This is a genomic window from Methylophilus sp. QUAN (assembly GCF_015354445.1).
Classification (GTDB): domain Bacteria; phylum Pseudomonadota; class Gammaproteobacteria; order Burkholderiales; family Methylophilaceae; genus Methylophilus.
The window spans coordinates 26,406-45,164 of record NZ_JADKYT010000003.1 but is presented as its reverse complement, the minus strand read 5'-3'; the positions used below and the strand labels follow the sequence as shown (position 1 = coordinate 45,164).

The following is an 18,759-nucleotide window of genomic DNA, read 5'->3' as shown; positions in this document are numbered from 1 at the left end:
TTGTGACTGTTATGTGGTCGTTGTCTCCTGTTGAAATCGACATCGTGCTGTTGTCACTGAAAGTGGCTGCCTGCTGTGTGCTGGTGTTGTTGTTGCCAGCCATCGCCATGGCCTGGCTGCTGGCCAGAAAGCAGTTCTGGGGACATGCTGTTGTGGATGCGCTGGTGCATCTTCCCATGGTCTTGCCGCCGGTGGTGCTGGGCTATATGTTACTGGTATTGCTGGGACGGCGCGGCTGGATTGGCAGCTGGCTGTATGAGCAGTTTCACATACAGCTGACCTTCCACTGGTGGGGGGCGGTAATTGCCTCTGCCGTGATGGCATTTCCGCTGATGGTGCGTGCTATTCGCCAGGCGCTGATGCAGGTAAATCCTTTATTGGAGCAGGCCGCGCAGACGTTGGGTGCCACACCCATCAAGACATTTTTTTCAATTACCCTGCCGCTTTCTTATCACGGTGTACTCACTGGCGGTATTCTGGCATTTAGCCGTAGTCTGGGTGAATTTGGTGCCACGATTACCTTTGCGGGTAACCTCGAAGGTGAAACCCGTACCTTGCCATTGGCGATTTATAGCCTTACCCAGTCACCCGAAGGGGATGCTGCCGCCCTGCGACTGGTGATATTGAGTGTGCTGGTCTCTGTATTCGCTTTGCTGGCAAGCCAGTGGCTGGAGCGCCGTCTACTCAGGAGTCAGCGCTGATGTTTACGGTGGATATCCAGATACAGCAGCCTTATGCGGCAAGCACTGCATTTAACCTGCAGGCAAGCTTCGCGCTGGCGCCAGGTCAATGCCTGGGAATCATGGGCGCATCAGGTTCAGGAAAAACCACTTTACTGCATAGTATTGCTGGGTTGTTGATGCCGTCTTCCGGCGTGATCCGCAGTGGTGATCATCTCTGGTTCGATCATAAACAGGCGATTCAATTACCGCCATGGCAACGCCCGGTGGGCTTGGTGTTCCAGGATGGCCGCTTGTTTCCGCATATGAGCGTAGAGCAGAATTTACGCTATGGCATGCCCGCAGGCATGGCCCGGATCGTGTTACCCGAGGTGGTGGATGTACTCGCTATCCAGCCCTTGCTTAAACGCAAGCCCAGCCAGTTGTCTGGCGGTGAAAAACAGCGGGTGGCCATCGGGCGTGCTTTGTTGCGCCAGCCGTCGGTACTGTTGATGGACGAGCCATTGAGTGGCCTGGATGATCAGCTCAAACAACAAGTCTTACCTTATATCAAGCAGGTGATTGCAACGTTTGGTTTGCCAACGCTGTACGTCAGCCATGTGGGGGATGAAGTGGCGGAGGTCGCCGATGAGGTGTTAACGCTGGCGCAAGGAGTCTTGCGCCAGGTTGTTGATTAGTGGCTGCGCGGGCGAATCACGGCGTTGCACGGTACTCGAAATCCTCATGTACTTCGAGTACATTCCGGTTTCTGCGTGCCGTGCGCCTGGTACTTCATCCCGCTCGCTCAGTAATGCTGTGTTTATAACTAACGCGAAAAGTTAGTGGTGATGACCACCGGCACCATGCACGTGCTGGTGAGAAATTTCTTCCTGGTTCGCTGAGCGTACGCTGGCGATAGTTGCAGTAAACAGCAGGCGTTGACCAGCCCATGGATGGTTGCCGTCAACCACGACTTTGCCATCTGCAATGTCAGTGATGGTGTACAAAATCACGTCGCCAGTCTCGTCTTCACCTTCAAACTGCATACCCACTTTCAGGTCTTTGCTTGGGAATGCGCTGGCTGGTTCGATTTGCACCAAGGCATCGTCGTATTCACCAAAAGCATCTTCCGGATCCAGGCTCACTTCCACCACGTCACCCACGTTTTTGCCGTGCATGGCTTCTTCCACTTTCGGGAAAATATTGTCATAACCGCCATGCAGATAGGCAACCGGATCCTTGCTTTCTTCCAAGGTGTCGCCATCGCTATTTTGCAGTTTATAGGTCATGGTGACCACGGTGTTCATCGCTACTTGCATGTCTAAAGTCCTAAAGTTCTTTGGTAAAACAGTATTCTAAAGGATATTGTCGGCATGTGTCATTCTTGCCGACGATAATATTGACCATAAAGTTTTCGCCATTGCCAGGGCGGCATGGGCTGGGCATCTTGCCATAGGCCTAGGCCCTGTTGCTGCGCCTGGTGTTGTAGCGCATCCAGCTCAAAACGTTTTGAATAACGTGCGTTAAACCAGGCCATGCCTAGCGCAATTTGTGCTTGGCTGGCGTCAGTGTTGTTGCAATGCAAATGCCCCAGTGTCCTGCCATACATATCACGGCCTTGCAGGTGGACGGCGATGTTTGCGTGTTCGCAGAGTTGTTTCAGGCTACGCCTGGACTGGATGCCGAAGGCCTGTTGCCGCTCGGGGGCGTCTATATCCAGCAGGCGTAAGTGGTAGGTGAGGCTGTTGTCACGAATGATAACTGTGTCACCATCAATGACGTTGACCAGCGCAGGCGCTGCATGGACATAAGCGCTTGCCAGCAGCAGGCCAATTGGCAGCCAGGTTTTTATCATGGCACGCTAATCCAGCAAGCTGGTGTAGTTGTCTGGCGTCAGTACGCTGGGAATCGCCTCTGGCAACAAGTCAGGGTAGTCTTTGCTGAAATGCAAACCGCGACTTTCATGGCGGTCAATGGCACATCGCACAATCAGCTCGGCCACTTGTAGCAAGTTACGCAGTTCGATGAGGTCGTGGCTGACTTTAAAATTGCTGTAAAACTCACCCACTTCGTCCCTGAGCATGTGGATGCGATGCAGGGCGCGGCTCAGGCGCTTGGTGGTGCGCACAATGCCAACGTAGTTCCACATAAAGCGGCGTAGCTCATCCCAGGTGTGGGTAATCAAAACCTCTTCGTCGGCATCGGTGACGCGGCTTTCATCCCAGTCAGGCAATGAAATGGTTGGCTGCAAGCCTTGCGCTTCTATGTCCAGTGCGCAGCTTTGACTAAAGGCCAGGCATTCCAGTAATGAGTTGCTCGCCAGGCGGTTCGCCCCGTGCAGGCCGGTGCACGCCGTTTCACCAATTGCATACAGGCAATCAATGTCGGTGCGGCCATGCATGTCAGTCATCACGCCGCCACAGGTGTAGTGCGCGGCAGGGACCACGGGAATTGGTTGCTTGGTGATATCAATGCCCAATTGCAGGCAACGTTGATAAATATTGGGGAAATGCGATTGAATAAATTCGGCTGGTTTGTGGCTGATATCCAGGTAAACGCAATCCAGGCCGCGCTTTTTCATTTCAAAGTCAATCGCGCGCGCGACGACATCACGTGGCGCCAGTTCAGCGCGTTCGTCATGCCACGGCATAAAGCGCGTGCCATCAGGCAACAGCAATAAGCCGCCTTCACCACGCAATACTTCTGAGATCAAAAACGATTTGGCATGCGGGTGGTAGAGGCAGGTCGGGTGAAATTGCACGAACTCCATATTTGCCACCCGACAGCCTGCGCGCCAGGCCATGGCGATGCCGTCACCGGTGCTGATGTCCGGGTTGGTGGTATACAAGTAAACTTTGCCCGCGCCGCCTGTCGCTGTGACGGTATATTGTGCAGACAGTGTGATCACTTTGCCGGTCTGGTTGTTGAGCACGTAGGCGCCTAGGCAGCGGTTGGGGCCATCGCTGGCGGTTTGTTTGAACAGTTTGTGCGTGGTGATGAGGTCAACCGCGATATGGTGTTCAAGGATGGTGATGTTTGGATGTTCGCGCACGCGATCTGTCAGCGTGGTTTGTACTGCCTGACCCGTCGCGTCAGCGACATGCACCACGCGTCGGTGGCTGTGGCCACCTTCGCGCGTCAGGTGCAAGCGGTCATCGTCGGCTTCACGGGTGAAATTTACGCCTTGCTCTAGTAACCACTCAATACTGGCGCGGCCATTGGTCACCACCATGCGGGTCACTTCGCTGTCACACAGTCCGGCGCCTGCATCCAGGGTGTCTTTAATGTGTGCTTCTATGGAGTCTTCGCTGTTGTGTACCGCAGCAATGCCACCTTGTGCCCAGTTGCTGGCACTCAAGGTGAGTTCGCGCTTGCTTAAGATGCATACCCGGTGTTGATCGGCCAAGCGTAACGCCAGCGATTGACCCGCCAGCCCGCTGCCAATAATCAGGACATCAAACACTTTATTCATATTGTTTTGAGATCAATGGAACTTTGAAGGGAATGCAGGGTCACATAATTGTCTGTATTGCGTGTTGCAGTGGCAGGCAAAAATAAGGGATGAGGCGATGTTACACACAGCAAATTTAGAGGCGTTAACGCGCACCGGGTTCGTCGAAAATAACACAAAAGCGTATACTACTCCCAATCATAAAATTACCCAAGGGAGTCATCGCGATATGACTGTTCAGGCGGCGAACGCCAAACAGCAAGAGAATAAAGAGTTTGACCAAATGCTGGTTGAGCGCGCTCAGCAAGGCGATAAACGCGCCTTTGGATTGTTGGTAGAAAAATACCACCGTAAGCTTGGACGCCTGTTGTCGCGCATGATTCGTGACCAGGCCGAAGTTGAAGATGTGGTGCAGGAGTCTTTTATCAAGGCTTATCGTGCATTGCACAGTTTTAGGGGCGATAGCGCGTTCTATACCTGGTTATACCGCATTGGTATTAACACGGCCAAAAATTATCTGGTGTCTTTGGGGCGCAAGCCACAGGTGATGCAGGATGTGGAAATCGAAGATGTAGAAAACTTCGATGAAGGCGATGATATGCGTACGATGGAAACGCCTGAGACCTCGCTGATGACAAAAGAAATTGCGCAAACGGTGAACGATGCGATTGCCGCATTGCCTGAAGAGTTACGCACCGCAATTACTTTGCGCGAGTTGGAAGGCTTGAGTTATGAAGACATTGCAAACGTGATGCAGTGTCCGATTGGTACCGTACGTTCACGTATTTTTAGGGCGCGCGAAACGATTGCAGCAAAGCTGAGACCATTGTTGGATACGCCTCAGCATAAACGTTGGTAATCGCGCGATATTTGCTACAAAACGGTAGCGGGTGTGTAGGTGTTATGACAAATTTTTTGTTAAATGCTAACATAAAAACATTGATTGACTTGGGGTTATTATGAAGCAGCAATTATCTGCATTGGTCGACGGTGAAGTCGATGTTGAACGCTGCGAACATATTTTTCTCGCAGCCAAATCTACGGGCGAGGTTGCCCAGGCCTGGCGTGACTATCATGTGATTCGTGATGTGCTTCGTGAAGAGTGTTGGGTGGAATCTGATATGACCAGCCGCATTATGGCGCAGCTGGATGACGAGCCAACCATGCTGGTGCCGCAAGCCGTGACTGTCTCTGACAAAGTGACCCATATCCGCCCGCGTTTCAGTAAATATAGCTGGTCAATTGCCGCTTCTGTGGCTGCCGCTTTCTTTGTCGGCATGTTCGTGCTCAATCAGCCTGAGGTTGGTGCACCAACACAAATTGCGGATAACGACACCGACCAGTATGTCGTCGCGCATCATAATTATGCGCCCAATAGTGCCACTTATTACATGCACAATGTAGCTTACAACGCTGGCGAATAACCTTACTGTCGTTACTGTATGTCACCTAAGAATGATTTCCTGCGGGCACTTCTGCCTGTCTTGTGTCTGGCTGCGATCAGCCTGCCAGCATTTGCCGAAGAGGACCTCTGGGCAACCATGCAGAAAACCGCTTCTGCTGCCCGTGAATTGAATTACCAGGGCCTGTTTGTGTATCACAATGGGGCGATGATACGCTCGGTGCAGATTACCCATATTTATGAAGGTGGGCGCGAGTTTACCCGCAATGTGGTGCTGGATGGCAGGCCGCGCGAGGTCTTCAGTGAAGGCGATGATATCGTCATCTTCAATGCCAAAAATGACAAAGTCGTGATCGAGAAACGGCGTGGCCAGAATCTGTTTCCGGCCATGTTGCCCACACAGTTATACCCCCTCAAGCAAAATTACAAGCTGAAATTTGTCGGCCAGGAGCGCATTGCCGGGCGGCTGGCGCAAGTCATCGATATGGTGCCGAATGATAATCTGCGTTATCAGTATCGCATCTGGTCGGATGCCGAATATGGTTTGTTGCTCAAAATGAGCATGCTTGATATGCAAGGCCATACGCTGGAGCAGATAGGTTTTAACCAGGTGGCCATGCTGCACACCAAAGACCTGGACTGGTTTCAGCCCAAGATCGATGCGACCAAACCATATGTCATGGATGACACCACTGATTTGACGCATACCGTGGATAATCTAGTGGTGGCAAATTTGCCCACGGGCTACAAAAAAGTCGATCAAATCCAGTTGAGAGTACCCGGCAGGACTGCGCCGGTGCAACAGTTGATTTTCTCTGATGGCCTGGCGTCCGTATCGCTGTTTGTGGAGCCCATGGCGAAGGGCATGCAGCCCCGCGTTGGTAAGAAAACCATGGGGTCAACCAATGTCTATGCGCATGTATTGAATGGTTACCAGTTGGTCGTGGTGGGCGAAGTGCCTGCGCAAACGGTTGAACAAATCGCACAGCAGGTGACATTTAAAAAATAATTTTCATCCTGGTGAACAATCATTCAGCCAGTTCAATGATATGGTGCGCATCCAATCTCTCCGCAACTTGTATTTCTCTACAACGTCGCCATGTAATGATGGTGACGCTTTCAAGTATCAATATTCCCGTGCTGCATTTAGCAGGATGGCGTAAACGATTTTTTTAATCATTAAATGGTAGGATAATCATGATGAAACAATGGATTTCTGGCGTGATGTTGGCATGTGCAATCACCATCGCTATGCCAGTGGTGGCCGTAGAGGCCAAGGATTTGCCGGACTTCACTGAGCTGGCAGAAAAGCAAGGGCCTGCGGTGGTCAATATCAGCATTACCTCTGTGGTGCATGGTGGCAATATTGGCTTTCCTGGCATGCCAAATGACGAAAATCTGCAAGAGTTTCTGCGTCGCTTTGGTATCCCCGGCATGCCTGGTGGGCAAGGCCAGGACGGTGGTCAGGACTATAAAACGCAGTCATTGGGTTCTGGTTTTATTATCAGTGCCGATGGTTACATTCTCACTAACGCACATGTGGTGAATGAAGCAGATGAAGTGTTGGTCAAGCTGTATGACAAGCGTGAATTCAAGGCAAAAATCATTGGTGCAGATAAGCGTACCGACGTCGCTTTGATCAAGATTGAAGCGACTGGCTTGCCCAAGGTGACTGTTGGCGATCCGAACGCATTGAAGGTCGGTGAGTGGGTGGCAGCGATTGGCTCGCCTTTTGGCCTTGAAAACACCATGACCGCCGGTATTGTCAGTGCCAAGGGTCGTGCGCTGCCGCAAGAAAACTATGTACCATTTATTCAAACCGATGTGGCGATTAACCCGGGTAACTCAGGTGGCCCGTTGTTTAACCTGCGTGGCGAAGTGGTGGGCGTGAACTCGCAGATTTACAGTAAGAGTGGCGGTTCCATGGGCTTGTCTTTCAGTATCCCGATTGATGTTGCGATTGATATTTCCAATCAGCTCAAGGCGACTGGCCGCATTGCGCGTGGCTGGTTAGGTATCGGTATCCAGGAAGTGACCAAAGACCTGGCTGATTCGTTTGGTCTCAAGCAAACCAGCGGTGCTTTGATCGCAGGCATTGAGAAAAACAGCCCGGCAGACAAGGGCGGCTTGGAAGCGGGCGATATTATTCTCAAGTTTGATGGCAAGCCAATTACGACTTCAAGTGATTTGCCGCGTGTGGTGGCGACCACCAAGCCAGGCAAAGTGGTGCCCGTGGAGATTGTGCGCAAAGGTGCCAACAAAACGCTGCAATTGGGGGTGGGCGAAATGCCTAGCGAGCAACCAGAAGTGGTTGCATCCAGTAAAGAGCCGGTCAAGCCTGAGGCAAATAAAATTGGCCTGACGTTGCGCGAGCTGACTGCGTTGCAGAAGAAGAAGCTAAATGGCAAAAATGGCCTGCTGGTGATTGAAAGTAGCGGTGCGGCGGCACAAGCCGGTATTCGCCGTGGTGATGTCATTCTTGGTTTGAATAACAATGAAAGCCAAAGCGTGGATGCATTTAACAAACAGATCAATGCCGTGGCTGCAGGTAAAACCGTGGCCGTGCTGGTACAACGAGGTGAAAATACCTTGTACGTGCCGATTAAAATCAAGTAAGGGCTGTTTTGATGTTACAAAAAGACAGGTCAGCCTGTCTTTTTGTTTTTTTAAAGGTCGAGATTAACGTTGCCTGCCTGGGCTTGGACGGAAAATAAATCACTGATATTCATGCATTTGTTGTAAAATGCACCCCATTTGAAAGGCGCTTCAAGCGCCTTTCTTGCTTGTAAATAACGCATAACTGAACATGAAAAATATTCGTAATTTTTCGATTATTGCTCACATTGACCACGGCAAATCGACACTGGCAGACCGCATTATTCAATTGTGCGGTGGTTTGGCCGACCGTGAAATGGAAGCACAAGTGCTGGACAGCATGGATATCGAGCGTGAGCGCGGCATCACCATCAAGGCACAAACGGCGGCCCTGCAATACAAGGCCAATAACGGTGAAATTTATCAGCTCAACCTGATTGATACCCCCGGTCACGTCGACTTTAGCTACGAAGTGAGCCGCTCGCTGTCTGCTTGTGAAGGGGCTTTGCTGGTAGTGGATGCCTCGCAAGGGGTGGAAGCGCAAAGTGTGGCCAACTGCTACACCGCGATTGACCTGGGTGTCGAAGTGACGCCTGTCCTCAACAAGATTGATTTGCCATCTGCCGACCCAGCGCGCGTTTCGCAAGAAATTGAAGACGTCATCGGTGTGGATGCGACTGACGCCGTACGTTGTTCCGCCAAAACTGGTGAAGGCGTGCGCGATGTGCTGGAAGAGGTGGTTGCCAAGGTACCACCGCCAGTCGGTGATATTGATGCGCCGTTGAAAGCCCTGGTGATTGACGCCTGGTTTGATAACTATGTGGGCGTAGTGATGCTGGTGCGTGTGGTGGATGGTGCTCTAAAAGCCAAAGAAAAAATCCGCTTGATGGCGACGGGTGCTGAATACTTGTGTGAGCAAGTCGGTGTGTTTACACCTAAATCACTACAGCGTACGCAATTAAGCGCGGGTGAAGTGGGTTTTGTGATTGCCGGTATTAAAGAGCTGGCAGCGGCTAAAGTGGGTGATACGGTAACGCTGGCAGGTAAACCTGCTGCTGAGCCACTGCCTGGCTTTAAAGAAGTGAAGCCACAAGTGTTTGCGGGTTTGTATCCGGTGGAGTCCAACCAGTTCGAATCCTTGCGTACTGCACTGGAAAAGCTGAGGTTGAATGACTCCAGCTTGCAGTTTGAGCCGGAAAACTCGACTGCGCTGGGTTTTGGCTTCCGCTGCGGCTTTTTGGGTTTGCTGCATATGGAGATCGTACAGGAGCGCCTGGAGCGCGAGTACGACATGGATTTGATCACCACTGCGCCTACAGTGATTTATGAGCTGTTACTTAGAAGTGGTGAAGTAGTACAAATAGAGAACCCGTCACGTTTGCCTGAGCCTTCGCGGGTGGAAGAAATTCGTGAGCCCATGATTGTGGTGAACTTGCTGATGCCACAAGACTATGTGGGACCGGTGATGACCTTGTGTAATAACAAGCGTGGTATCCAGCGCAATATGCAATACATGGGCCGCCAGGTCATGTTGAGCTACGAGATGCCGTTGAATGAGGTGGTGCTGGATTTCTTTGATAAGCTGAAGTCAGTGTCACGTGGCTATGCCTCCATGGACTACGAGTTTCTTGAGTTCCGTGCTGCGGACCTGGTCAAGCTGGATATTATGGTCAACGGCGAGCGTGTCGATGCATTGAGCCTGATTGTGCACCGCGCCAATAGCCTGTATCGCGGCCGTGAACTGGTGTCTAAAATGCGCGAATTGATTCCGCGCCAGATGTTTGATATCGCGATTCAGGCGTCGATTGGTGCCAACATTATTGCGCGTGAAACAGTGAAGGCCATGCGTAAAAACGTGATTGCCAAATGTTATGGCGGTGATATTACGCGTAAGCGCAAGTTGCTGGAAAAACAAAAAGAAGGTAAAAAGCGTATGAAGCAGGTGGGTAACGTGGAAATTCCACAAGAGGCCTTCCTTGCCATCTTGCGTGTAGAAGATAAATAGTCACTTTTAGTGCAATAGCTTACTCAGGAAACAAGCATGTATTTTGCAATCTTTATGTTGGTGATTTTGCTGGTCTCAGGCGTGATCTGGCTGCTCGATATTCTAGTCTTGCGCAAACAACGCCAGGCAGGTGCCTTGGGCGATGTTGCCGACCCATGGTATGTGGAATACAGTAAAAGCTTTTTCCCTGTTATCTTGCTGGTATTCATGGTGCGTTCTTTTGTGGTCGAGCCATTCAAGATTCCTTCCGGTTCCATGATGCCAACCCTGCTGGCAGGCGATTACATCCTGGTGAATAAATTCACTTATGGTTTGCGCGTGCCTATCCTCAATAATGTGTTTTACCCGGTGAGCCTGCCTAAGCGTGGCGATGTATTCGTGTTTCATTATCCGCCCGACACCTCGATTGACTATATCAAGCGCGTCATTGGCCTGCCAGGCGACAAGATTCAATATAAAGACAAGCAGTTAACTATTAACGGTAAAGTCATCAACCTGGATTTTGTGCAGCCGTATCAATATGCACTGAATGTGAATGACGAAAGCGGTAATGCGCGCGCCGTGGATGTGACTGCATCCCGCTTGAGCGAGCAATTGGGCGACGTGAAACACGATGTATTGATTCATGACATCATGAACCAGTATAGCCCTGGCAGCGCGGGTGACCGCCTGATGCAAGGGGAAACCATCATCGTGCCAGAAGGTGAGTACTTTGCCATGGGCGACAACCGTGATAACAGTTCAGACAGTCGTGTCTGGGGCTTTGTCGCAGAAAAGCACCTGGTTGGCCGCGCATTCTTTATCTGGTTTAACTTTGACCAATGGCGCCGTATCGGGCAAAGTATTGGTTAAGTGCACGGTGAACCGTGTGGAAACAGACATCTTCTTGAGGGATCGTATAATGAATGACTCAAAGAGCGCTCACCAACACGGTATCGGCTTGATCGGCTTTTTGCTGGTATTAACGGCGTTTGGCATCCTGGGCACCGTCGCCTTGAAGGCATTGCCATCTTATATGGAGTACTATTCCATCCAGGCGACCGTGAATCGTATTGCACATGATCCTTTGCTGCAAAGCGACAGTGATATGCGCACTGCGTTTGATCATCAGATGCAAGTCGACAGCATCCGTGAGGTGACTGGCCGTGATTTGGACATCAGTGGCGGTACGGTGGCCATGCGCTACCAGAAAAAAATCCCACTGACAGACACCATGACGTTGTTGATCGACTTTGATGCCGCCAGCAAGCCTTAATGGCTGGCTTGATCGTATTTAAATGAACGCACTCCCGGTACTACAAACCAGAATTAGTTATAGCTTTACGCAGCCTGCCTTACTGCAACAAGCGCTTACCCACCGCAGTTTTTCTGCCACGAATAACGAGCGCCTGGAGTTTTTAGGTGATAGCGTGCTCAACTTTATTATTGCGCACCAGCTGTTTAATTTGTTTCCGCATTTGCCAGAAGGCGATTTAAGCCGTTTGCGCGCCAAGCTGGTGCGTGAAGCCAGTCTGGCTGAAATTGCGACCGACCTGCACTTGGGTGACGCACTGAAGCTAGGGGAGGGCGAACTCAAAAGCGCTGGTTGGCGCCGTCCTTCTATTCTGGCTGATGCGCTGGAAGCGATTGTCGGCGCGGTCTACCTGGATGGCGGTTTTGACGCTGCCCAACAAGTGGTAGCATTGTTGTATCGCGACAAGCTGCAAACCATAGACCCCAAAGCGATCGACAAAGACGCCAAATCACAATTACAAGAATATCTGCAAAGCAAGAAAATGGATCTGCCGGAGTATCAGGTCGTTTCTATTGAAGGTGAGGCGCATGCGCAAACCTTCACCGTGCAGTGTTTTATTAAAAAGCTCAAGCTGACCACCACTGGCGTGGGCACCAGTCGCCGTGTGGCGGAGCAACAAGCGGCCAAATTGGCCATGGACGAGATTCAATCATGACAGAAGAAATTACCCCCGCTACAGACGATTTTCGTTGTGGTACCGTTGCCATTGTGGGTCGCCCCAATGTCGGTAAATCCACACTGCTAAATCATATTTTAGGCATGAAGCTGGCGATCACCTCACGCAAGGCGCAGACCACGCGCCATCGGCTGCTGGGCATTCATACCACAGACGATACGCAGTTTTTGTTTGTGGATACGCCTGGCTTCCAGCAAAAACATATCAACGCGCTGAATAAAACGCTCAACAAAACCGTCACTCAGGTACTCACTGAAGTAGATGTAGTGCTGTTTGTGATTGAGCCGATGAAATTGGGTGAAGCAGATGAAATCGTCCTCAAACTGCTGCCTAAAAATAAACCGGTATTACTGGTCGTGAATAAGGCTGACTTGATGGGCGACAAAGGTAATTTGCTGCCTTTAATTCAGGACTTTGACCTGCTGTTTGACTTTGCCGGCATTGTCCCGGTTAGCGCCAAAAAGAGTTTATACCTCGATGAGTTGCTGTCAGCCGTGCGCGAGCACTTGCCGCAACAGCCTGCCATCTATGCTGAAGATGAATTGACCGACAAGAATGAACGCTTCCTGGCCGCCGAGCTGGTGCGTGAAAAAGTCTTCCGTCTGCTGGGTGACGAAGTGCCATACTCTGTGACGGTAGAGATCGAGAAGTTTGAAACGGTTAAAAACCTGCGCCGTATTTTTGCCGCCATTATTGTCGACAAAGATAGCCAGAAGCCGATGATCATTGGCAAAGGTGGCGAAAAGCTCAAGCAAATTTCCACCGAAGCCCGCCAGGACATGGAAAAGCTGTTCGGCTCCAAAGTCTACCTGGAAACATGGGTCAAGGTAAAAGGCGGCTGGGCAGACGATGCGCGTGCACTGAAAAGTCTGGGCTTCTAATAGCAGATTCACTACTGGCATTTTATGGCAGTAAAATCCCCCGATTCCGGTAGCCACAAGCAATCGCAGCAACCGGTTTTCATTCTCCACACCTATCCTTTTAAAGAAACCAGTCTCGTGGTTGAAATGTTCAGCCGCGACCTCGGGCGCATTGCCGCTGTGGCCAAAGGTGCACGGCGGCCACTTTCTGCCATGCGCGGCATGTTGCAATCTTTTCAGCAACTGGCTGGCACCTGGTCAGGTAAAAACGAACTCAAAACCCTGCATGAATTAGAATGGATGACCGGCCTTACGCTGCTGCGCGGTGATGCGCTCATGTGCGGCTTTTACATGAACGAGTTACTGCTGCGCTTGCTGCCACGCGATGACGCTCATGCGCAACTATTCGAATATTACGCACAAACCATACAATTACTCTCGACCTTGCAACAGGATGTAGGGAGTGGTCAGCTCGCCGAAATTCTGCGTCGGTTTGAACTCAAAATGTTGCAAGAGCTAGGCTATGCCGTCCCGCTCACACATGACGAAAACGGTGAAATTATCCATGCGGATGAAACCTATCGTTTTGAAGCGGATTATGGCGCCTGCTCGCCATCGGCAACCCGCAATGGTTTGTTGATACAAGGTGCAACGCTGCTGGAAATGGCGCGGGGTAACTACTCGAATGTGACGACGCAGTCACAAAGCAAGCAATTGATGCGCTATTTGTTGCAGCATTATTTGGGTGAGAAGCCGTTGCATACTAGGCAGTTATTGGTGGATTTGCAGGGGTTTTAAAGGCGTTTAATTGTCTGAGCGTTTCTTTTCGCCTTTAGGCGAGTTACTTTTCTTTGCTTGCACAAAGAATAAGTAACCAAAAGAAATGCACCCCAGCTTCCGCTTGTATCCTGCGCTACTCGAATTGCCGGGCGTCCATCGAAACTCGCCCTGACAAGCCACACAGAACGTGGCTTGTTGCGGAACTCGGACAGCCGATGGCCGAAGACTCCCGTCAACCCTGCGTTGCTCGGCGCGGCAGATGGGGACCCCGAAACCCAAGTGAGCGCAACGTTTGATAATTTAAATAAACGAATCTGGTTTTCAAACCTTCCGAACTTCAACTATATGAGTTTGGCGAGATAAGTCCCATCCCATCACGCTGAGTAGCGGAGACAAAATAAGAGTAGAGGGAGCGACTGTTCGAATCCCGCAGCAGCTCACGTTTTGTGTGAGCTGCCAGGTTGAGTTTCGTGACCGGCTTATTTTGTTGAGCAACGCAAGGGAGCCGCAGGCCGTGATGGCTGGATGCCCTCTTCTTTGGTTACTTTCTGAGGGACAAGCACCAGAAAGTGACTCGCCAAGAGGGGAAAGAATATCCACCTTTAAACGCGAAGATACTTTCAAGCAACTGGTAAACAAACATGGATTTGGGAGAGGCATGTCTGTTTGTCTGGAAGCCTTTAAGTCTAAACAGGAATATCTTTCTATTTTTCGCGCGATTAATTTGGTTTACCATCATCAACAGTTAAAATATCGTCATTCACCCAATTACAAAGAGAGCTATGTTAAAACTAGGCGTTAATATTGATCACGTCGCAACCATTCGTCAGGCGCGTGGCACTAAATATCCCAGCGTGGTGCAGGCCGCACTGCGCGCTGAGCAGTCTGGTGCAGACAGTATTACCTTGCATTTGCGCGAAGACCGTCGCCATATGCAGGATGCAGATATTTTTGCTTTACGGCCCTTGCTGCAAACCAAAATGAACCTCGAGTGCGCTGTCACCAGTGAGATGATTGATATTGCGATTCAGGTGAACCCGCAGGACGTCTGCCTGGTGCCTGAGCGCCGCGAAGAGCGTACAACTGAGGGTGGTTTGGATGTGCTCACACACTACGCCAAAGTAGAGCATGCGGTGAAGAAACTGTCTGACCAAGGCATACGCGTGTCACTGTTTATCGCGCCAGATTTGGCGCAGATTGATGCAGCGGCAAAAATGGGGGCGCCGGTGATTGAACTGCATACGGGGACTTTTGCCGATGCTGAAACAGAAAAAGATCAGTTGGATGAACTGGAAAAAATTGACGCTGCACTCAAGCATGCGAAAGCGGCGGGTCTGGTCGTCAATGCCGGACATGGTTTGCATTATCACAATGTGCACCATATTGCGCGTCTGCCAGGCTTTGAGGAACTCAATATTGGTCACGCCATTGTAGCGCATGCTTTGTTTGTAGGCTGGGATAGCGCCGTGCGTGAGATGAAGGCGCTGATGAAAGAGTTTTCACCTAAATGATGCAATTACACAATCATTGTGGAGAACATCAATGATTTACGGCATAGGCACAGATATTGTCGAAGTTGAACGGATCGAGGCCTCACTGGATCAGTTCGGTGATAGCTTTGCCAAACGGATTCTGGCTAGCAGTGAATGGGCAGATTATGAAGCCAGCAAACTCAAAGCCCGTTTTCTGGCCAAACGCTTTGCCGCAAAAGAAGCGTTTGCCAAGGCTATTGGTACCGGCATCCGCGGTGATGTCAGCTTTCAGAATATTGCTGTCACCCATGATGCGCTAGGGCGTCCTTTGTTACAGCTGTCATCGACACTGCAAGCTTTTCTCAAACAGCATCATATTTACCAATCGCATATCAGCATCAGTGATGAAAAAAATCTGGCACTGGCCTATGTCGTGCTGGAAACGACCCAAACAGCATGACCGCAGATCAGTTAGTGGATATTCAGCGCCGCTTTAGTGGCGTACGCCGTTTGTATGGCGAGCAAGGGGTGGCCCGTTTGCAGCAAGCGCATGTGCTGGTGATTGGTATTGGTGGTGTCGGCTCGTGGGCGGTTGAAGCGCTGGCGCGTAATGCGGTTGGCAAGTTAACCCTGGTCGATTTAGATAATATTGCCGAGTCGAATATGAATCGCCAGATTCATGCGCTGGAAGATACGTTGGGCAAGGCCAAGGTGACTGCCATGCGCGAGCGGATTGCTGCGATTAATCCGCTTTGTGAGGTGGTTGAGATTGAGGATTTTGTAACCCCCGAAAATCTTGCCTCGATGTTGGCCGAACGACCGGATGTGGTGGTGGATTGCATGGATGACACCAAGGCCAAAATTGCCTTGGCAGCTTATTGCAAACAGCAGCAATTGGCGTTGATTATGGTGGGCAGTGCAGGCGGCAAGCTGGATGCGACGCGCATACGCCTGGCTGACCTGGCACATGTACAGGGAGATCGCATGCTGGCCAAGGTCCGCAACCAGTTGCGACGAGACCATGGATTCCCTAAAGCATCGGATCATAAAAAATCAGCCAAATTTGGCATTGTGGCCGTGTATTCGGATGAGCCGGTAGAGCGGCCTGAAGAGGCTTGTGAAACGTCGTCGGCAGGGCTGACTGGCCTCAACTGTGCGGGCTATGGCTCCAGTATCTGCGTGACGGCCAGTGCCGGGTTTGTCGCGGCACAACAAGCGATTCAGCAATTGATTGCGCTTTAACGCACTTAAGTCTATTCAGTGCTCGCGGCACGCCATCGGCCAATCAGGTTGAACAATGTGGGCATGGTGGCGTCTATTTTAAAAAGCCAGGCATAAACATTGCATGTTTTCGTGCATTAACCGCGCGGAAACCATCCAGACTTAACTTTTAAATGCGCTGGTTTTCAGCTTGTCATCATGACTTCAAGCGACGGTGCTATCCGTTACAGTGTCATATGGCCCAAGTACGCTTAATCCATTAAAGGTGATTGCCATGCAATTGGATGTGTTTTTAAAGAAGGTTTCTATCAACCATGCCTTGAATGTGCTGGTCTGGCATATTGCCGAGGCGGGGATTGAAATTGCTGCCCTGATCAAGCAGGGTGCATTGGAAGGCGTCACTGAAAAAATGACCAGTACCAATGTGCAGGGCGAAACGCAGATGCAACTGGACATTCGCAGTCACGAGGTGGCTGTGGCTCATTTGCGGGCTTCGGCGGTGGTGGCGGGTGTGTTGTCAGAAGAGGTGGATGCGCCGGTATTGTTCGAGACGCTGGATGCACCATTCCTGGTCAGCATGGATCCTCTGGATGGGTCTTCCAACCTGGCGATTAACGGGGTCGTCGGTAGTATTTTCTCGGTGATTCCTAATCTCGGCGTGGCTACGCTGGGTGATCAGGCCTTTTTGCAACCGGGGCAGGACCAGCGTGCCGCGGCTTATATCATGTATGGTCCTGCTACCTTGCTGGTGCTCAGCATTGGCCAGGGCACGGATGTATTTACGCTGGACCAAACGACTCAATCATTTGTATTAACGCAACAAACCGTGCAGATGAGCGAGGAAACGTCTGAGTTTGCCATTAATGCCAGTAATCAGCGCTATTGGCAACCTGCCGTTCAGCGCTATATTGTTGAATGCCTGCAAGGCAGCGAAGGCCCGCGTGGGCGCGATTTTAATATGCGCTGGTGCGCCAGTATGGTGATGGATGTACATCGTATCCTGACGCGTGGCGGCGTGTTTCTGTATCCGCGCGATAGCAAGCAGCCAGTCAAGGCAGGTCGCTTGAGATTATTATATGAGGCTAACCCCATGAGTTTGCTGGTGACGCAGGCCGGTGGGGCAAGTATAGACGGGCTGGAGGATGTGCTGGCGATTCAGCCGACGGCATGTCATCAGCGTGTGCCGGTCTTGTTAGGCGCTAAACAGGAAATCCAGCGCTTGCGTGATTATCATCAGCAAGTTTCAAAATAATAAAGGAGTATGACATGGCATTGATTTCGCTCAGGCAATTACTCGACCACGCCGCAGAACACAGCTATGGCCTGCCTGCGTTTAATATCAACAATATGGAGCAGATTCTCTCCATTATGAAGGCTGCCGACGAAGTCGACAGTCCGGTGATTTTGCAAGCCTCAGCAGGCGCACGTGGTTATGCCGGGGAGTCTTTTTTGCGCAAAATGGTTGAAGCGGCGATTGAACAATATCCGCATATTCCCATTTGCATGCATCAGGATCATGGCGCGTCACCCAAGGTCTGCCAGATGGCGATTCGCAGTGGGTTCTCCAGCGTGATGATGGATGGCTCGCTGCGGGAAGATGGAAAAACGCCTGCGAGTTATGAATATAACGTTGAGGTGACACGTCGTGTCGTCGAGTTCGCGCATGCAGTTGGCGTGTCGGTTGAGGGTGAACTGGGCGTGCTGGGCTCACTGGAAACCGGTATGGCAGGCGAAGAAGATGGCGTAGGCGCAGAAGGCAAGCTGGATGAGTCACAATTATTGACTGACCCGGATGAGGCCGCTGCGTTTGTCGAGGCGACCAAGGTCGATGCACTGGCGATTGCCATTGGGACCAGTCATGGCGCGTATAAATTCACACGGCCACCTTCAGACGATACGCTTTCGATTGAACGTATTCGCGAAATCCATGCCAAAATCCCTAACACGCATCTGGTCATGCACGGTTCATCCAGTGTGCCGCAATCCCTGCTGGAGCAAATTCGGCATTATGGCGGCAATATCAAGGAAACCTATGGCGTGCCGGTGTCACAGATTGTAGAAGGCATTAAAAATGGCGTGCGTAAGGTTAATATTGATACTGATATTCGCCTGGCGATGACGGCGGCGATTCGTGCCTATATGGTTGAGCATCCTGAGGAGTTCGATCCACGCAAATATTTCAAAGAAGCAACCACGGCAGCACAGCATTTGTGTAAAGAACGCTTTGAGGCCTTTGGTAGTGCCGGACAAGCGAGTAAGATAAAAGTAATTTCGCTGGAAAAAATGGCAGCTATCTATTAGCAACATGAGATAAACAGCCTAAAAAAGCAATTATAAATCGAGG

General features: G+C 51.0%; 21 protein-coding genes. 18 read left to right on the top strand and 3 right to left on the bottom strand.

Annotated elements, in window-relative coordinates; genetic code table 11:
- The first annotated feature begins 11 nt into the window (after positions 1–11).
- Both modB and INP79_RS12575 read left to right on the top strand, forming a co-directional pair.
- Positions 12–701, top strand: coding sequence for a molybdate ABC transporter permease subunit (gene modB / locus INP79_RS12580; protein ID WP_194754622.1), 690 nt, complete (start codon positions 12–14; stop codon positions 699–701).
- Positions 701–1,357, top strand: a complete 657-nt coding sequence (locus INP79_RS12575) for an ATP-binding cassette domain-containing protein (protein ID WP_194754621.1) — start codon at positions 701–703, stop codon at positions 1,355–1,357. The genes modB and INP79_RS12575 overlap by 1 nt, the downstream gene beginning before the upstream one ends.
- A 141-nt stretch (positions 1,358–1,498) precedes the next feature.
- Here INP79_RS12575 and INP79_RS12570 read toward each other — a convergent pair whose 3' ends face one another.
- The 3 genes from INP79_RS12570 to nadB are packed head-to-tail and all read right to left on the bottom strand — an operon-like array spanning position 1,499 to position 4,131.
- A complete protein-coding gene (locus tag INP79_RS12570; RefSeq protein WP_194741658.1) occupies positions 1,499–1,978 on the bottom strand; it encodes a peptidylprolyl isomerase in 480 nt (159 codons plus the stop codon).
- 59 nt (positions 1,979–2,037) lie between these two features.
- Entirely contained in the window at positions 2,038–2,514 is a 477-nt protein-coding gene (locus INP79_RS12565) for a thermonuclease family protein (protein ID WP_194754620.1), read from the bottom strand.
- Positions 2,515–2,520: 6 nt separating this feature from the next.
- Positions 2,521–4,131: an L-aspartate oxidase gene (nadB, locus tag INP79_RS12560; RefSeq protein WP_194754619.1), complete on the bottom strand. Its 1,611-nt coding sequence runs from the start codon at positions 4,129–4,131 to the stop codon at positions 2,521–2,523.
- Between the two features lie 208 nt (positions 4,132–4,339).
- Between nadB and rpoE the strand changes: the two genes are divergently transcribed.
- The 16 genes from rpoE (at position 4,340) to fba (ending at position 18,716) form a co-directional block, all read left to right on the top strand.
- The gene (gene rpoE, locus INP79_RS12555) at positions 4,340–4,969 is read left to right on the top strand and encodes an RNA polymerase sigma factor RpoE (RefSeq protein ID WP_019883135.1); all 630 of its coding nucleotides are present in this window, start codon (positions 4,340–4,342) and stop codon (positions 4,967–4,969) included.
- A gap of 100 nt (positions 4,970–5,069) precedes the next feature.
- Positions 5,070–5,534: a sigma-E factor negative regulatory protein gene (locus tag INP79_RS12550; protein WP_194754618.1), complete on the top strand. Its 465-nt coding sequence runs from the start codon at positions 5,070–5,072 to the stop codon at positions 5,532–5,534.
- Positions 5,535–5,552: 18 nt separating this feature from the next.
- Positions 5,553–6,521, top strand: a complete 969-nt coding sequence (locus INP79_RS12545; protein WP_194754617.1) for a MucB/RseB C-terminal domain-containing protein — start codon at positions 5,553–5,555, stop codon at positions 6,519–6,521.
- A gap of 188 nt (positions 6,522–6,709) precedes the next feature.
- Positions 6,710–8,128: a DegQ family serine endoprotease gene (locus tag INP79_RS12540; RefSeq protein ID WP_194754616.1), complete on the top strand. Its 1,419-nt coding sequence runs from the start codon at positions 6,710–6,712 to the stop codon at positions 8,126–8,128.
- A gap of 190 nt (positions 8,129–8,318) precedes the next feature.
- Positions 8,319–10,112, top strand: a complete 1,794-nt coding sequence (gene lepA, locus INP79_RS12535) for a translation elongation factor 4 (RefSeq protein WP_194754615.1) — start codon at positions 8,319–8,321, stop codon at positions 10,110–10,112.
- 36 nt (positions 10,113–10,148) lie between these two features.
- The gene (gene lepB, locus INP79_RS12530; RefSeq protein WP_194754614.1) at positions 10,149–10,964 is read left to right on the top strand and encodes a signal peptidase I; all 816 of its coding nucleotides are present in this window, start codon (positions 10,149–10,151) and stop codon (positions 10,962–10,964) included.
- 49 nt (positions 10,965–11,013) lie between these two features.
- The gene (locus tag INP79_RS12525; RefSeq protein ID WP_194754613.1) at positions 11,014–11,367 is read left to right on the top strand and encodes a DUF4845 domain-containing protein; all 354 of its coding nucleotides are present in this window, start codon (positions 11,014–11,016) and stop codon (positions 11,365–11,367) included.
- A 22-nt stretch (positions 11,368–11,389) separates the two neighbouring features.
- Complete coding sequence (rnc, locus tag INP79_RS12520) at positions 11,390–12,061, top strand: ribonuclease III (RefSeq protein WP_194754612.1); 672 nt, start codon at positions 11,390–11,392, stop codon at positions 12,059–12,061.
- A complete protein-coding gene (gene era / locus INP79_RS12515; RefSeq protein WP_194741668.1) occupies positions 12,058–12,963 on the top strand; it encodes a GTPase Era in 906 nt (301 codons plus the stop codon). The genes rnc and era overlap by 4 nt, the downstream gene beginning before the upstream one ends.
- Before the next feature lie 24 nt (positions 12,964–12,987).
- On the top strand, positions 12,988–13,740 hold the full coding sequence (recO, locus tag INP79_RS12510) for a DNA repair protein RecO (RefSeq protein WP_194754611.1): 753 nt from the start codon (positions 12,988–12,990) through the stop codon (positions 13,738–13,740).
- A gap of 430 nt (positions 13,741–14,170) precedes the next feature.
- On the top strand, positions 14,171–14,524 hold the full coding sequence (locus INP79_RS12505) for a hypothetical protein (RefSeq protein ID WP_194754610.1): 354 nt from the start codon (positions 14,171–14,173) through the stop codon (positions 14,522–14,524).
- Positions 14,505–15,233 carry a pyridoxine 5'-phosphate synthase gene (gene pdxJ, locus INP79_RS12500; protein ID WP_194741670.1) on the top strand — a complete coding sequence of 243 codons (729 nt, stop codon included), beginning with the start codon at positions 14,505–14,507 and terminating at the stop codon, positions 15,231–15,233. Before INP79_RS12505 ends, pdxJ begins: the two co-directional genes overlap by 20 nt.
- A 31-nt stretch (positions 15,234–15,264) precedes the next feature.
- Positions 15,265–15,654 (top strand): holo-ACP synthase, encoded by a 390-nt coding sequence (gene acpS, locus INP79_RS12495; RefSeq protein WP_194754609.1) that lies wholly within the window; start codon positions 15,265–15,267, stop codon positions 15,652–15,654.
- Entirely contained in the window at positions 15,651–16,436 is a 786-nt protein-coding gene (locus INP79_RS12490; RefSeq protein ID WP_194754608.1) for a ThiF family adenylyltransferase, read from the top strand. Before acpS ends, INP79_RS12490 begins: the two co-directional genes overlap by 4 nt.
- Positions 16,437–16,689: 253 nt before the next feature.
- Positions 16,690–17,667, top strand: a complete 978-nt coding sequence (locus tag INP79_RS12485; protein ID WP_194754607.1) for a class 1 fructose-bisphosphatase — start codon at positions 16,690–16,692, stop codon at positions 17,665–17,667.
- A gap of 14 nt (positions 17,668–17,681) precedes the next feature.
- Positions 17,682–18,716: a class II fructose-bisphosphate aldolase gene (fba, locus tag INP79_RS12480; RefSeq protein WP_194754606.1), complete on the top strand. Its 1,035-nt coding sequence runs from the start codon at positions 17,682–17,684 to the stop codon at positions 18,714–18,716.
- Positions 18,717–18,759 lie beyond the last annotated feature (43 nt).

Coding starts and splice junctions, on each gene's coding strand:
- modB (WP_194754622.1), top strand. CDS start 12: ATGTGGTCGTTGTCTCCTGTTGAAATCGACATCGTGCTGTTGTCACTG.
- INP79_RS12575 (WP_194754621.1), top strand. CDS start 701: ATGTTTACGGTGGATATCCAGATACAGCAGCCTTATGCGGCAAGCACT.
- INP79_RS12570 (WP_194741658.1), bottom strand. CDS start 1,978: ATGCAAGTAGCGATGAACACCGTGGTCACCATGACCTATAAACTGCAA.
- INP79_RS12565 (WP_194754620.1), bottom strand. CDS start 2,514: ATGATAAAAACCTGGCTGCCAATTGGCCTGCTGCTGGCAAGCGCTTAT.
- nadB (WP_194754619.1), bottom strand. CDS start 4,131: ATGAATAAAGTGTTTGATGTCCTGATTATTGGCAGCGGGCTGGCGGGT.
- rpoE (WP_019883135.1), top strand. CDS start 4,340: ATGACTGTTCAGGCGGCGAACGCCAAACAGCAAGAGAATAAAGAGTTT.
- INP79_RS12550 (WP_194754618.1), top strand. CDS start 5,070: ATGAAGCAGCAATTATCTGCATTGGTCGACGGTGAAGTCGATGTTGAA.
- INP79_RS12545 (WP_194754617.1), top strand. CDS start 5,553: ATGTCACCTAAGAATGATTTCCTGCGGGCACTTCTGCCTGTCTTGTGT.
- INP79_RS12540 (WP_194754616.1), top strand. CDS start 6,710: ATGATGAAACAATGGATTTCTGGCGTGATGTTGGCATGTGCAATCACC.
- lepA (WP_194754615.1), top strand. CDS start 8,319: ATGAAAAATATTCGTAATTTTTCGATTATTGCTCACATTGACCACGGC.
- lepB (WP_194754614.1), top strand. CDS start 10,149: ATGTATTTTGCAATCTTTATGTTGGTGATTTTGCTGGTCTCAGGCGTG.
- INP79_RS12525 (WP_194754613.1), top strand. CDS start 11,014: ATGAATGACTCAAAGAGCGCTCACCAACACGGTATCGGCTTGATCGGC.
- rnc (WP_194754612.1), top strand. CDS start 11,390: ATGAACGCACTCCCGGTACTACAAACCAGAATTAGTTATAGCTTTACG.
- era (WP_194741668.1), top strand. CDS start 12,058: ATGACAGAAGAAATTACCCCCGCTACAGACGATTTTCGTTGTGGTACC.
- recO (WP_194754611.1), top strand. CDS start 12,988: ATGGCAGTAAAATCCCCCGATTCCGGTAGCCACAAGCAATCGCAGCAA.
- pdxJ (WP_194741670.1), top strand. CDS start 14,505: ATGTTAAAACTAGGCGTTAATATTGATCACGTCGCAACCATTCGTCAG.
- acpS (WP_194754609.1), top strand. CDS start 15,265: ATGATTTACGGCATAGGCACAGATATTGTCGAAGTTGAACGGATCGAG.
- INP79_RS12490 (WP_194754608.1), top strand. CDS start 15,651: ATGACCGCAGATCAGTTAGTGGATATTCAGCGCCGCTTTAGTGGCGTA.
- INP79_RS12485 (WP_194754607.1), top strand. CDS start 16,690: ATGCAATTGGATGTGTTTTTAAAGAAGGTTTCTATCAACCATGCCTTG.
- fba (WP_194754606.1), top strand. CDS start 17,682: ATGGCATTGATTTCGCTCAGGCAATTACTCGACCACGCCGCAGAACAC.